General features: G+C 72.3%; 14 protein-coding genes. 7 read left to right on the plus strand and 7 right to left on the minus strand.

The window, feature by feature from the left end; all coding sequences use genetic code 11:
* Positions 1–80: 80 nt before the first annotated feature.
* Both O7616_RS21345 and O7616_RS21350 read right to left on the minus strand, forming a co-directional pair.
* Positions 81–926, minus strand: a complete 846-nt coding sequence (locus tag O7616_RS21345; protein ID WP_282303607.1) for a manganese catalase family protein — start codon at positions 924–926, stop codon at positions 81–83.
* Positions 927–1,009: 83 nt separating this feature from the next.
* Positions 1,010–1,741, minus strand: coding sequence for a HAMP domain-containing sensor histidine kinase (locus O7616_RS21350; RefSeq protein ID WP_282303608.1), 732 nt, complete (start codon positions 1,739–1,741; stop codon positions 1,010–1,012).
* Positions 1,742–1,824: 83 nt separating this feature from the next.
* Between O7616_RS21350 and O7616_RS21355 the strand changes: the two genes are divergently transcribed.
* Both O7616_RS21355 and O7616_RS21360 read left to right on the plus strand, forming a co-directional pair.
* A complete protein-coding gene (locus O7616_RS21355; protein WP_282303609.1) occupies positions 1,825–2,448 on the plus strand; it encodes a response regulator transcription factor in 624 nt (207 codons plus the stop codon).
* 144 nt (positions 2,449–2,592) lie between these two features.
* Positions 2,593–2,940 (plus strand): Lsr2 family protein, encoded by a 348-nt coding sequence (locus O7616_RS21360; RefSeq protein ID WP_238672224.1) that lies wholly within the window; start codon positions 2,593–2,595, stop codon positions 2,938–2,940.
* A gap of 134 nt (positions 2,941–3,074) precedes the next feature.
* Here O7616_RS21360 and O7616_RS21365 read toward each other — a convergent pair whose 3' ends face one another.
* Both O7616_RS21365 and O7616_RS21370 read right to left on the minus strand, forming a co-directional pair.
* On the minus strand, positions 3,075–4,340 hold the full coding sequence (locus O7616_RS21365; RefSeq protein WP_282303610.1) for a hypothetical protein: 1,266 nt from the start codon (positions 4,338–4,340) through the stop codon (positions 3,075–3,077).
* A 296-nt stretch (positions 4,341–4,636) separates the two neighbouring features.
* Positions 4,637–5,518, minus strand: a complete 882-nt coding sequence (locus O7616_RS21370; RefSeq protein ID WP_282303611.1) for a DUF2726 domain-containing protein — start codon at positions 5,516–5,518, stop codon at positions 4,637–4,639.
* 207 nt (positions 5,519–5,725) lie between these two features.
* Here O7616_RS21370 and O7616_RS21375 point away from each other — a divergent pair, with 207 nt between their 5' ends.
* A complete protein-coding gene (locus tag O7616_RS21375) occupies positions 5,726–6,811 on the plus strand; it encodes an Asp23/Gls24 family envelope stress response protein (protein WP_282303612.1) in 1,086 nt (361 codons plus the stop codon).
* Positions 6,808–7,368 carry a hypothetical protein gene (locus tag O7616_RS21380; RefSeq protein ID WP_282303613.1) on the plus strand — a complete coding sequence of 187 codons (561 nt, stop codon included), beginning with the start codon at positions 6,808–6,810 and terminating at the stop codon, positions 7,366–7,368. Before O7616_RS21375 ends, O7616_RS21380 begins: the two co-directional genes overlap by 4 nt.
* 29 nt (positions 7,369–7,397) lie before the next feature.
* On the opposite strand, the gene O7616_RS21385 is transcribed toward O7616_RS21380, so the two are convergent.
* Positions 7,398–8,345 carry a TerC family protein gene (locus O7616_RS21385; protein WP_282303614.1) on the minus strand — a complete coding sequence of 316 codons (948 nt, stop codon included), beginning with the start codon at positions 8,343–8,345 and terminating at the stop codon, positions 7,398–7,400.
* Between the two features lie 234 nt (positions 8,346–8,579).
* On the opposite strand from O7616_RS21385, the gene O7616_RS21390 reads away from it, so the two are divergent.
* Both O7616_RS21390 and O7616_RS21395 read left to right on the plus strand, forming a co-directional pair.
* On the plus strand, positions 8,580–9,137 hold the full coding sequence (locus O7616_RS21390) for a hypothetical protein (RefSeq protein WP_282303615.1): 558 nt from the start codon (positions 8,580–8,582) through the stop codon (positions 9,135–9,137).
* Between the two features lie 226 nt (positions 9,138–9,363).
* The gene (locus O7616_RS21395; RefSeq protein ID WP_088989476.1) at positions 9,364–9,756 is read left to right on the plus strand and encodes an FKBP-type peptidyl-prolyl cis-trans isomerase; all 393 of its coding nucleotides are present in this window, start codon (positions 9,364–9,366) and stop codon (positions 9,754–9,756) included.
* A 59-nt stretch (positions 9,757–9,815) separates the two neighbouring features.
* Here O7616_RS21395 and O7616_RS21400 read toward each other — a convergent pair whose 3' ends face one another.
* Complete coding sequence (locus O7616_RS21400; RefSeq protein ID WP_282303616.1) at positions 9,816–10,202, minus strand: STAS domain-containing protein; 387 nt, start codon at positions 10,200–10,202, stop codon at positions 9,816–9,818.
* 264 nt (positions 10,203–10,466) lie between these two features.
* Between O7616_RS21400 and O7616_RS21405 the strand changes: the two genes are divergently transcribed.
* The gene (locus O7616_RS21405) at positions 10,467–11,483 is read left to right on the plus strand and encodes an SMP-30/gluconolactonase/LRE family protein (RefSeq protein ID WP_282303617.1); all 1,017 of its coding nucleotides are present in this window, start codon (positions 10,467–10,469) and stop codon (positions 11,481–11,483) included.
* Positions 11,484–11,562: 79 nt separating this feature from the next.
* Here the strand turns inward: O7616_RS21405 and O7616_RS21410 are convergent, their stop codons facing one another.
* Positions 11,563–12,831: an Ig-like domain-containing protein gene (locus O7616_RS21410; RefSeq protein WP_282303618.1), complete on the minus strand. Its 1,269-nt coding sequence runs from the start codon at positions 12,829–12,831 to the stop codon at positions 11,563–11,565.
* Between the last annotated feature and the right edge of the window lie 803 nt (positions 12,832–13,634).

A 13,634-nucleotide genomic window follows, 5' to 3' on the forward strand; every position in this document is an offset into this window, starting at 1 on the left:
TGTTCCGCTCTGTGACCCACGCCACTGCTCGGCGCACCCGTCGGGCCGTCCGTCAGCGGCGGGCGACCCGACGGGACACCTCAGGTGAGCGCTCCGGCCGCCCCCGGGTTCGTGCCGTACAGCCGTGGGTCCCCGGGCGGCAACACCGGCTCCGGGGCGTTCGCTCGCGGGTTGTCGTCGTACCGGAACTCGCCCTTGCCGTCCGGCGACGGTCCGGACGCCCAACGCCCCTGCGCCGCATCGGCACCCGAGGAGAACCCGAGGTACGTGTAGCCGTACTCGTCGGTGAGGTCACCGGAGTCCGGGAACGCCTCCGGCACCGGCATGTCCTCCAGCCCGTCCTCCTTGAGCTGCTCGATCGCCGCCAGCCACATGTTCTGGTGCATCGTGTCGCGGGCCAGCAGGAAGCGCAGCATCTGCTTGACGCCCGGGTCGTCGGTCATCTGGAACAGCCGGGCGACCTGGAGCCGGCCCTGCGCCTCGGCGGTGACGTTGAGCTGGAAGTCGGCCAGCAGGTTGCCACTCGCGGTGATGAACGCGCCGTTCCAGGGCACCCCGTTGGAGTCGGCGGGCAACGCGCCACCACCACCGTGGATGAAGTGCGCCGGGTTCGAGCCGGCGTAGATCGCCGCCCCACCGGGATCCTCCGCGATGCCCTCCGACAGCGACAGCGGCGCGCTGTCCAACAGCCGAGTGATCATCGTGACGATCATCTCGACGTGGCCCATCTCCTCGGTGCCGACGTCGAGCAGCAGGTCCTTGTACTTGCCGGGCAACCGACAGTTCCAGCCCTGGAACAGGTACTGGTTGGCGACCGTCATCTCGCCCCACTTGCCGCCGAGCACCTCCTGCAGGCGGCGGGCGAACGCGGCGTCCGGCCCGTCCGGTTTGGCCTCGAACTGCAGGTCCTTGACGTGACTGAACATCTGACCCCCTGGGTCTGGGACGTTGGCATTGCGGCCGTTCCCCGCTCGCTGACCCGGCCGGGCCAACCCGTGTCCCGGTGGGGTCAGCGCGCCGGACGAGCCACCGGAAGCAGCACCTCCAGCGCCACCCCGCGCGGTCGCAGCCGATGCGCCCGCAGCGCTCCCCCGTCCACCGCGAGCAACCGCCGGACGATCCACAGCCCCAACCCGGACATCCCCACCGCCGGGGCCGGGCGGCGCAACGCGACCAGCAGCGCGTCGTCCACGCGGCCCTCGTCGGTCACCAGCACGCTCAGGCCGGAGCCCCGCAGTGTGGCGTACAGCCCGACCTGGCCCTGCGGCGGCCCGTGCCGCAGCGCGTTCTCCACCAGGTTGACGAGCACCTGACGGATCCGGCTGGCGGGCACCGGGCAGGAGCCCGCCAGCCGGGTGGCCCGCACCCGCCGCCGGCCGGCCGGCACCAGCGCGGCGGCCTCGCGCAGGATGTCCGCGAGCGGGGCGGTCGGCTCCGGCTGGGGCGCCGGCGCCAGCGCGCCGGTGCCGGCGGCCGCGTCGCGCAGCAGGCTCTGCAGGTGGACGGCCTGGTCGCGGCACAACTCGGTGATCGCCCGCCGGTCGGCGCCGCTCAACTCGCGGTGCTCGTCGGCCAGCGCGCGGGTGAGCGAGGTCAGGGTGCTGATCGGCGTACGGAACTCGTGGCACAACACCCGCAACAGCAACTCCGAATCGGCGAGCGGTGCTCGCAGGTCACCCGAAGCGGGCTCGATCCGGCGCAACCCTCGCAGCAGGTCCCGCAGACCCTGGCGTGCGCGCATCCACCCGACTCCCCTCGTTCGGTGCGTACCCGCATGATCGGTACCCGCTGGGGAACGGCGCAGACATGCCGGGAGCCTCCACCATGCGAATCGTCGTCGTGGACGATCACCCCCTCTTCGTCCGCGGCCTCGAACTGCTGCTCCCCGTCAGCACCGACGGCCGGGCCGAGGTGGTCGCCTCGACCGGCGACGCCGCCGCCGCCGCGGCGCTCGTCGGTCGGTGCCGCCCCGACCTGGCCCTCGTCGACCTGCACATGCCACCGCCCGGGGGCATCCGGGCGGTGGCCGCGATCCGCCGGACCACCCCCCGGGTACGTGTGGTCGCGATGTCCGGTTCGGCCGATCCGGCACCGGCGCTGGAGGCGCTGCGGGCCGGCGCGGAGGGGTTCCTGCCGAAGACCAGCGAACCGGAGGCGCTGCTGTCCCCGTTGCGGGCGGTCCTCGACGGGTGGGCGGTCCTGCCGGCCGAGTTGCTGCACGCCATGCTCCGGCCCACCCGCATGACCGCCGTCGACCTGGACGGCGAGGAACGTCGGTTGCTGCGGGCGATCGCGTCCGGCCGCAACACCGTCGACATCGCCGACGAACTGCATGTCTCGGAGCGGACGGTGAAACGAATGACCGCCGCGCTGCTGCGTAAGTTGCGGGTTTCCAACCGGGCCGAGGCGGCCGCCATCGCCGGGCACGCCGGCCTTCTCGGCGAATGAGGCTCCTTCATCGCCCCGATTCACGGTTTTGCTCGGTAACGGAATCGCGACGCGCCGAATGAATGGGAGGCAAATTGTTGCGGATTACCGGGGTGATAGGTCAGACTTTGGACACATCCCGCCGCACACAGGGAGTAATCGGCAATGGCGAGAAAAGTAATCACGGTCCTGACCGACGACCTCGACGGCGGGAAGGCCGATCGGACGGTCGAGTTCAGCCTCGACGGCGTCGCGTACACCATCGACGTCTCGGACGAGAATGCCGGCGTCCTGCGTAAGGCACTGGATCCCTACATCAATGCGGGTCGGCGTATCGGGCGCGGCCCGGTCGAGAGCGCCCGCTCGGTCCGGCGTCCGGGGCGACCCACCGGCGCGGGAATGGATCGGGAGCAGAACCGAGCAATCCGGGAATGGGCCGTCAAGAACGGCTACAAGATTTCCGAACGGGGCCGGATCCCGGTCGAGGTCGTCGAGGCGTACAAGAGCCGCTGACGCGCGAGTCGACGACGGGGCCCCGCCGGAAACGGCGGGGCCCCGTCGGCTTGTCCGGGTGACCCTGACGACGCGGCGGCCGGCCACCCGGGGATCGTCGCCCCCGGGTGGCCGGCCGCCTTCGGTACGTCCGGTCAGTTGACGGTGATGCGCACCGAGTCGAACGCCGGGGTCTGGTTGGCGCGCTCCATCATCGGCAGACGGTGCGAGCCGTCACCGGCCCAGACGGAGCACTGCGCGGTGCCGGACTCCGGCAGACCCGGAACCTGGATGGTCACCTCGTCGGGCTGGGCCCCGCCGCGGCCGTCCTCGGTCGCGACGAAGAACGCCGGCACCTCCTGCGGCTCCGGCGGCGTGGTCAGGCTGTCCAGCATCCGGCAGGCGGTGTGGAAGTGACCCCGGACCAGGCCCTGCGCGTTGAGCAGCGAGCTCTCCACGTAGTAGCCGCCCTGACCGGCCGCCAGGAAGCGGTCGCGGACCAGGTTGCGGGTGCTGACCCGCAGGGTGAAGGCCTGGTTCTGGCCGACCTGCTGGGGGAACTGGGTGATGAGCAGCGACGGGTTGTTCGCGGCGGCGCCGACCTCACCGAACTCGGTGCTCACGCAGCGGTTGCCGTTCTGGAAGCCGTCGTGCGGCTGGAGGCGGCTCTCGTCGCAGTCGTTGGCCAGTACGCCGAGCCCGGCCCCCGGGGCGTTGCCGCCACCGTTGTTGTTGCCGCCACCGTTGTTGCCGCCGGTGCTGGTGGTGGGGGTCGGGGTGCTGCCACTGCCGTTGTTGCCGCCACCGTTGTTGGTCGGCTGCACCGTGCACTGGGCGAGTTCCGCGAGGCCCTGCGGTCGAGGACCGACCCGGTCGATAGCGGTCGTGATGCGGTCCAACACCGCGCGCCGCTTGCCGGCCAACGGCTGCAGGATGGCGTTGCGGATGAACGCCTCACCCTTGTTGCCCTCGGCGGCGAGGCGGCGGTCCGCCTCGGCGATCTGCGCCTGCAGCTGGGCGAGGTTGCGGTCCACCTCGGCCCGCGCCCGGTCCGGCACCTGCGGCAGCTTGGCCGTCACGTCCGGGCAGGCGATGGCCGTGCCGGTGCCGACGGTGCCGTCCTTGCCGTCCTCACACTCGGGCACCGACTGCTGCCCGTCACCCCAGTGGTTGCGCACCCACCGACCGTTCTGCCAGGTCCGGCTGGTGGAACCGCCACCGGTCGGCGCGGTCGCGCCAGGGCTCGGTTCCACGCACTGCCCGGCGGCCGGGCGGGGCTTATTGGTCCGCCGGTCCTGGGCCGACGAAATCTGGGTCACGGCGACGACTCCGCCGAAGACCGCGAGCGTGCCGACAACGGCCAGCAGACGCTTGCTCCGCGCGTTGCCGGGTGACCGGCGCGCCCGTGTGGACCTGCGCATCGAATTGCTCTCCTTCTCGATCCGGTAGTGGATTCCTGCCCTCGGCGGACCGACGGATGTGAGATGGCACGCCACGGCGGCGACCACCGTGACCTACCCGGTAATGCGTCGATGGCCGACGATGCCCTTTCCACACCGTCCCCCGGGTCCCGACGACGCGAGTGGGGAGATCCTGTTCATTCGCGCAGGAGTACGGGGCGGCGACCGGGAAGGTTCAACCAGTTCACAGGAAATTGCCGCGACCCGACACGGAGCCGGTGCGCGGCGGTGAATCAGCAGGTGGAACGGGTGGGGCGTCAGTCGGCGCAGAGGTGGTCGAAGGCGAAACCGCCGACCAGTTCATCGCGACGCCGGCTGAGCGCGACGATCTGCGCGGTCAACTCGGCGCGCGGCACCAGGTCCGAGAACGCGTTCTCCCGCAGCCGCTCCCCGACGGCGACCGTGGCGAGGTCCTCGGCCAGTCGGGCCGGATCGATGCCGCAGGAGAAGCGGTGCTCGGTCACCGAGACCCGCTCGACGAGGCAGGCGTCGGGTCGGACCTGCACCCAACTCCACCCCTGCGCCGACCCGTCCGCCCAACGCACGTGCAGCCCGCGCACGATCGGGTCGGCCACCCGCCCGGCCACGTAGGCGTCGACCACCGCCGCCCGGGTCAACGCGCCGAGGTCGTTGACCGCGCCGGTACGACCGTCCGGCAGCCGACCGAGGATGTCCCGGAAGCCCGTCGGGACCGGCTCGTCGCCGGAGGGGGTCGCTCCGGCACCGCCCGCGACGTAGGCGCGGGCGTCGATCACGTACTCCACGAGGCGACGCCCGTGCTCGGTCGCCCGCAGGGTCGGCGAACCGATCCGCAGCACGGGCAGGCCGACGGCCGCGCTCACCGCGTCCTTCAGTCGCTCCACGCGCTGCTCGGCGGAGCCGGCGGACGCGACCGGGCCGATCTCCACGGCGACGACCGCGCGGCCGGTGTCGGCGGCGCAGACCACGAAGTCGAAGCCGGCCCGGCTGGCGGAACTCCACTGACTGCCGGTGACACCGGGCGGCCGCCCCTGAACCAGGTCACTGAGCCGACGGTTCGCGTGGACCCGCTGGCCGGCGCGGCTGGTCAGCGTGTCGCGTCCGCCGTCGGCGGATACCGCCCGCAGCCAACCGCGGTCGTCGCTGCCGATGCTCGTCATCTGCCTGATCCATCCGCCGGTCGGTCGAGCCGGGCCGAGTCTAGGCGGTCGATCATGGTGTACGCCTCGGCGGCGCGCCTGACCGCGCCGGTCGGCCACCGGCCCGGTTGCATCTGTGAGCCACGTCACACTCAAGCGGCGTTCCGGAGACTCCGCTGAGGTGTATCCAGCGGAGTCGCCGGTAGCGAACCGGCCGGGGAGGTCAGCATGTCGCGACAGCAGCTCGGCACCCGCGCCGGTCGGGGCGCCCGCCAGCGCCGGGACGACCCGCGCCGCGCCCGTCGCCCGGGACGGTCCGGTGATCCGACCATCCTCCGACGCCCCCGCGCCGATCGAACGGGACGCCACCATCGACTGCCACCACGACCCGTGGCCGTCGGCCCGTCCGCCCTGACGGCCGGCTCCGCGCCGAACGCCGGGAGCCCGGGCGACGGCATCCGCAGCAGGCGTACCCCGCAGCAGACCGACGTGACGGCGGACGTCGCACGGATCGCGGTCGACGCGGCCCGCCAGGTGCCCGGCGTCACCGGCATCCACCCGGCCACCGTCCGGCTGGTCGACCGGTCCGTGGGACTCGACCTGCACCTGGTCACCACCTACGGGTACGGCGTGCCGGTCGTCGCCGAGGCGGTCCGGGCCGCCGTCGCCGACCGGGTGGCCGCCGGAACCGGACTCACCGTGGCCGCCGTGACCATCACCGTGGACGACCTGATCGTCCCCGGAGCGCACGACGCCCCCACGGGTCGGCCGGTCCGCTGGTCGGAGGCCGGCATGCGCGTCGTCAACCGTGCCGCCTCGACCCTGCTGGCCGTCGCGCTACTGACCGGTGGTGTGCTGCTGGCCGTGCAGGCGCTGCTGGTCACGCTGGGCCGCCCGGCGTCGCTCGCCCCCACCGGCTGGTACGACGCGCTGACCACGACCCGGTGGCCCGACCCGGAGGTCCGCGTCGGAGCCGGGACGACCGTCCTGCTGGGCCTGGTCATCCTGGTCGCCCAACTGCGCCGCTGGACACCGTCCCGGCTGCGGATCGACGAGCGGGACGGCTGGCACCTCCGCAGACGGTGTGTGGAACGCCGGCTGACCGGCGCGGTCGGGACCGTGCCCGGCGTCCGCCGGACCCGGGTGCGCGTCCGGCGACGGGGAGACACCTGGCGCCCCCGGGTGCACGCCACCGGCGACCCCGCAGCCCGTACGGAGGTCGAGTTCGCCGTACGCCAGGAGCTGCGTCGCCTCGCCTCACCCCGTACCGGCCGGATCGAGGTCCGGCTGCGGACCCGGCGGCGGCCGGCATGACCGACGCCGCACACCGCCTGCTGTGGACGATCGTCGCGCTGGTGCTGGTGGCGTTCGGAACGACCGCGCTGTGGGTCAGCGTCAGGATGCTGCCCGCCGACGATCCGGACGCGACACTCCTCGGACCGGCCCTCGACGCGTGGCGGACGGCCGCGCCGTGGAGCACGCTGGCCGCGGCGGTCACCGGAGTGGTCGCCGCGCTGGCCGGGCAGCGCCTGCTGGCGGGTGAGCTGCGCCGACCCCGCCGGGCGCTACGCGGCGTGCTGAGCCGCCCCGGCCACCGCCCCGGCCGTACCCGCCTGGCCACCGAGGTGCTGGTCGGCGCGCTGGAGCGGGATCTGACCACCGGCGGCTGCGGGGTACGCCACGCACGGGTGGTGCTCACCGGCGTACCGCAGCGACCCGACGTGTGGATCCGGGTGGAGGTGGCGGCCGGCACACCGACCGACGGCGTACGCGAGCACGTGGACGCCGCGGTCCGCCGGTTCGCGACGACAGCCGGCTGCGCCCCCGCGCACCTCGACGTGACCGCCCGGATCGAACCCGGCCCACCTTGACCCCTGCCACGTCGACCGGACCGGCATGATCAGTGCCGCGGATGCGGGGCACGTCGCGCGGCCAGGACGCTGGCGCCGATGGCGATCACCAGGGTCAGCACCACCACCGCGAGGGTCAACCAGACCGGCAGTTTGCCCACCGGCGTCTCGGCGAGGATGAGCTTCAACCCGGCGAAGGCCAGCAGGAACGCCAGCCCGTACCGCAGGTAGCCGAAATGGCGCAGCAGGCCGGCGAGGCAGAAGTAGAGGCTGCGCAGTCCCAGCACGGCGAACGCGGTGGCCGTCCAGACCAGGAAGGTGTTCGTGGTGATGGCGAGGATCGCCGCCACCGAGTCGATGGCGAACACCACGTCGGTGGCCTCGATGGCGACGAGCGCCACCAGCAGCAGCGTCGCGACGCGCCGGTCGGCCACCCGGGCCGTGAACCGGTCGCCGTGGTAGCGCGCGTCGGTGGGTACCAGCCTCCGGAACAGCCGGACCGCGACGTTGCGTTCCGGGTCGACGTCCGGCTTCCCGCGTACGGCGAGCCGCCAGCCGGTCCAGATCAGGAACGCGCCCAGCACGAACCCGGCCCAGGTGAGCCGGTCCAGCAGTTCGGCACCGGCGAAGATGAACAGCAGACGGAAGACGAGCGCCCCCACGACCCCCCAGAACAGCACCTTGTGCTGGTAGCCGGGTGGTACCTGGAAGTAGCCGAAGAGCAGGGCGAAGACGAACACGTTGTCCACCGAGAGCGCCTTCTCCAGCAGATAGCCGGAGAAGTAGGCGATGGCCGGGTCGCCGCCGAGGCCCCACCAGACGACCAACCCGAACAGCAGGCCCGCGCCGATCCACACGGCGCTCCACAGCAGCGCCTCGCGCAGTTCGATGACGTGGTTGTCGCGGTGCAGGAGCACGTCCACGGCGAGCATCACGGCGATCACCGCGCCGACCGCCGCCCAGGCCCACAGCGGGATCGTGACCGTCGCCTCCGCCACCGAAGCCCTCCCGCGCCGACCACGGTGCATCGCCCGTCACCCCGCCGGGCGGCCGTTCTCCGAGCCTAGGCGACCGGCCGACTCCGCGTCGGCGGTCCCGCGAACCCGGCCCGGCCGGACGCAAGAGGGTCCAAGGTCCCGGGTCGACGCGGTCGGTCGGCCCTGCCACCGGCAGCGCCGGAAGCGTCCACTGGAGATGCCACCGGGACGTGCGGTGCGAGACTGAGAAGGGACGTGGAGACCATGACCGCGACGACCGACCGGGCCACCGTCGAGACCACCGCTCCGACGACCGCCACCACTGGAGGACGGGCCGTCCGGTACCTCCTCGCCGGCACCCGACTGGCGCTCGGCTGGATCTTCCTCTGGGCGTTCGTCGACAAGATGTTCGGCCTCGGGATGGCCACCGAGTCGAAGAACGCCTGGATCAACGGGGGCAGCCCCACCCGGGGTTTCCTGACCTTCGGGGTGACGGGCCCGTTCCAGGACCTGTACACCGGGATCGCCGGTGCCGCCTGGGCGGACTGGCTGTTCATGATCGGCCTGGCCGGGATCGGTGTCGCCCTGCTGCTCGGCATCGGCCTGCGGATCGCCGCCGTGACCGGTGGGCTGCTGCTGGTCCTGATGTGGACCGCCGTCCTGCCTCCGGAGAACAACCCCTTCATGGACGACCACCTGATCTACGCCGCGGTGTTGGCGATCCTGGCACTGGTCGACGCCGGCCACACCTGGGGCCTCGGCCGGGTGTGGGCGACGCTGCCCGTCGTCCAGCGGCTGCCCTGGCTGCGCTGACCACCACGCACCACCCCTGAGCGGGCGTCACCACCCCCGGTGACGCCCGCCGACCCGTTGACGGACCCCGCCGCGCCGCGCGGCTCGTGCACTCTCCGCAGGGCTGTGTGCGGGGGCGCAAGGGCGCGATCGAGCAGGTAGCGGGTCCGCCGCACATCGGTGAGGTGCGATCCGGCAGGATCGACGGTGACCGGACACATCACCCGACACGGCAGGAGATCCCCGCATGAACCAGGCAGCAGGCGCCCGATCCGGCAAGCCCGAGGTGGGTCCGATCGAGGGTGCACCGCCCGCCGACCTCGTGATCGAGGACATCACCGTGGGCGACGGCCCGCAGGCGGAGGCCGGCCAACTGGTCAGCGTGCACTACGTCGGCGTGTCGCACTCCACCGGCGGCGAGTTCGACTCGTCCTGGAACCGTGGCCAGGCGTTCGAGTTCCCGCTCGGCGGCGGTCAGGTCATCGCCGGCTGGGACCAGGGCGTGGTCGGCATGCGCGTCGGCGGCCGTCGCCGTCTGACCATCCCGCCACACCTCGGGTACGGCGACCGGGGCGCGGCCGGTGTCATCAAGCCCGGCGAGACGCTGATCTTCGTCGTGGACCTGCTCGGCGTGCGCTGACCGGGTCGCGGGGTCGTCGGCTCACGCCGGCGACCCCGCGCCACGCCGGACCGGGCGGATCAGGCGGCCAACTGCAGGTCCGCCGTCGCCGCGCCGGTGCGACGCGCGGCCGTGACGACCTTGGCCGGCTCCAGGATCTCCATCACGCGGTGTAGACCGCTGGCGCGCAGCACCCGCGCCACCACCGGGGTCGGGTCGACCAGGACCAGCTCGCCACCACAGGCCCGGACGCGCAGGTGCGCGGCGAGCAGCGTGCGGACGCCGGCGGCGGAGAGCAGCCGCAGATCGGACAACTCCAGCTGAATCACCCGACGAGCCGGCGCGGACCACAACGCCGACCGGAACGCCGCCACCGTGGCGATGTCGATCTCGCCCGCCACCCGCATGACGACCACCCGGTCCCCCACGCTGACCTGCACGTCGAGCCGGTCGCTGCCCTCTCCCATGCCAAGAAATCTAGCCGCCACCTCCGACAGTTTCGCCCCTCGGCGGAGTGATTCCGGGTACGCCCAGGGTCATACCCCGAGGTGGCGCTCATCCCCCTAGGGGTGGAGGCTCGGGGGGCCTCCACCCCTGCTCCGTCCGGGCGCTGAGCAGCTCCGGCGGGTCGAGGTCCGGACCCGGGACAGCCCGCCGTCGACCGAGGTGCGCGGCGCGCCGCGCCGGCGCTGCTCGACGGTAGCCGGCACCGGGCGGTGGAGAATAGGCCGATGCTGATCCCCCGGCCGCGGCCGCCTCGGCTGATCCGCCCCGTCCGCGAACCCGCGACGGTTCCCCCGGCGCTGGCCGGTGCGTGGGCACCCACCGACCGTCGGCTCGACCACGTCGAGTTGCTGCCCCTCCCCGAGGGGGCCGTCGGCCCGGAGGACGTGCTGGTCGACGACGCCGGCCGGGTGATCAGTGGCGACGAGGAGGGTCGGCTCTGGTGGTGGCCGGTCGACGCGCCGGCCGGCACCCGACCCCGGCTGCTGGCCGAGACCGGCGGCCGGCCGCTCGGCATCGAGGCGGACCCGTCCGGTGAGGCGCTGGTGGTGTGCGACGCGTACCGCGGGTTGCTGCGGGTCACCCCGGACGGCGCGGTGCACGAACTGACCGGGACCGCACCCCCGGTGCACCTGGCCAACAACGCGACGGTGGCCCGCGACGGCACCGTCTACTTCACCGACTCCTCCGACCGGTTCCCCGTCTCACACTGGAAGCGGGACCTGCTGGAGCACCGCCCCAACGGCCGGGTGCTGGCCCACCGGCCGGGCAGCCGCCGCACCGAGGTGGTGGCCGACGGGCTGTACTTCCCCAACGGCATCGCGCTGACGCCGGACGAGTCGGCCCTGATGCTCGTGGAGACCAGCACCCACCGTCTGCTCCGCGTCGAGTTGGGCGGCGGCGTGCGGGTTCTGGCCGACCTGCCCGCGTACCCGGACAATCTCGCCGCCGTGGGCGACGGCACGTACTGGATAGCGTTGCCCAGTCCTCGGGTGCCGATCGCCGAGCGGCTGCTGCCGCACCCGCGACTGCGCCAGCTCGCCGCGTTGCTGCCCGACGCGATGCAGCCGCAGCCCCGCCGCTACGGGCTGGTGGCGCTCGTCGACGGCGACGGCAGGGTCCGCCGGACGCTGCACGGCCCGAACGGGCACTACTGGATGATCACCGGGGTACGCCAGCACGGTGACCACCTCTGGCTGGGCAGCCTGATCGGGCCGGGAGTGGCCCGCGTACCCCTGGGGTGAACGCCGGGGTCGCCGGAGCACGCGCGCGGCGGCGGGCCGGTTCGCCGCAGCGGACCGGCCCGTTCGACCGCCGTGTTTATCAGCGGCCGCTGACCGAGGGTGCCGGGGCGGGCGAGCCGCCGGCCACCGCACCCGGGTGGGCCGGAGCGAGCGGCGCGGGCTTGAGCCCCGGCGGCACCGGCAACGCGCTGCCTCGGACGAACTCGTCCCAGCTCACGTTCCAGGCCGTCCAGCCGTTGCCCGGTTGCAGCTCCACCTCGGTGCCCTTCACGGTGACGAGGTCACCGACCTGGGTCACCCCCATCAACCAGTCAGCCGCGGTCGCGGAGACGTTGGCGCAGCCGTGTGAGACGTTCGTGTTGCCCTGGTCCCCCTCCGACCAGGGGGCGGAGTGGATGAACTCGCCGCCCCAGGTGTAGCGCTGAGCGTCGTCGACGTCGACCACGTAGCCGCCGTTGGGCTCACCGCGGGTGTCGAAGGTGGTCCGCTCGTGCTTCTCCATGATCACCATCTTGCCGCTCGAACTCGGCGTGCTCGGCTTGCCCAGGCTGACCGGGATCCGGCGGAGCTGTTTGCCGTCCTGCAGGACCGTCATCTGCTTGGTCGCGTTGTCGATCTCCAGCGACACCTGTCGCCCGATCTTGGACGTCGCGGTCCGCTCGGCGTCACCGACCTTGTCCTTGCCGATCGGCAGGCCCTCCAGACCGGCCCGGACGCTGATCGTCGTACCCGGCTTCCAGAAATCGGGGGCCCGGTAATAGACCTGAGTTCCGTCCTCAAGCCATGACCAGGTGCCGGGCTGCGGAGGATTCGTCTTCACGAACAAGCGCCGCTGAACATCCGCTCTGGCCTCTTTCGGAATTCCCGGGTCGAACGCGACGGTAACCGGCATCGCCGTGCCGTACGTCCGATTACCGACGAAATAGAGGGTGCTGGTGACCTGCGGTTTGGTCGATTTGGCCATGGTGGTGAAGGTGGTGGTGCGCGTGGTGGTGGCACCGGAGTCACCGGTGGCAGTCACCTCGGCGGTGTAGGTCCGTTTCGGTTGCAGCGGAGCGGTCGGTACCCAGCCCGACCCGTCCTCGCGCGGCTCGGCGTTGACCTGCTTGCCCTTGTCGTCGGTCAGCCGTACGCCGGTGACCCGCCCTCCCTTGACCACGGTGCCCACCTCGGCGCTGACCGGCACGTCCCGGGTCTTGTCCCCCGGTGTGACCGCGAGCTCCGGCGGGGCGGCGTGCTTCTTGGCCGAGCCGGTCGCGGACTCCCGGTCGGCGGTGCACCCACCCAGGACGAGTGGTGCGGCCGCGATGGTTACCGCCAACAGCGTCAATCGCCGCCTACACGTCATGTTCAGTCCCCCCGTTTTCGGCTTCCCTATGCCGACATTCTCGCTTCCCGGGCATGCGCGATTACGGCATTCAGAAATAATTGTCAGCGCATTTGTCGGCACGATTCTCCGAGAATGTTCCCCTTGGTGGCATAGGGGCTCACCGGCCCCTGTCGTGCCGCTTGCCGCGCTCTGGGACGAGCATCGCCGGCTGTCCGGATGACGCCCTCTCGCGGCGGTTGAGGTGAACCGGGCCGAAGGCGGCGTACCCCCTTGATCCACTCCGGTTCGCCGAAATCGCGGTATCCGAGCGCCGGGGACACCCCGACATCGGCGAAACCGAGTGGATCAAGGCCGAAGGAGGCGGCGAACGTGCGACCCGCGCGCCCGCTGGCGCCTCGGGCGCCGGAGGTGCGGGCGCCGGGGGCGCGGACGCCGGGGGCGCGGACGCCGGAGGCGCGGACGCCGGAGGCGCGGACGCCGGAGGCGCGGACGCCGGAGGCGCGGAAGTAGGAGGTCATACCGGCCGGCGCACCTCGACAGCTCGCTTTTGTCAGTTGGAGCGAAACTTCTGCCGAACGCGACGAAGCTTTGCCTTCGTCCGGGGGCAAGGGTAGGGTCACGATCTAGATAGAGGGTTGCCCATTAGTCGATCAGCCTGCCGCCACCCCTGCCGGGTCGCCGTGTTCCGCTCCTGACGGGGCCGGGCCGCACCCGAGCGCCGTCCGTCATCGTCCAGCCGGAGCCCGCCTCCGGCCGGTTCGGCGCGCCCGGGCGACGGCAGACCGGTCGACCGCCGCCGACGGTGTGCCAGCCGTCAGGAA

This window comes from Micromonospora sp. WMMD964, assembly GCF_029581455.1.
Lineage (GTDB): Bacteria > Actinomycetota > Actinomycetes > Mycobacteriales > Micromonosporaceae > Micromonospora.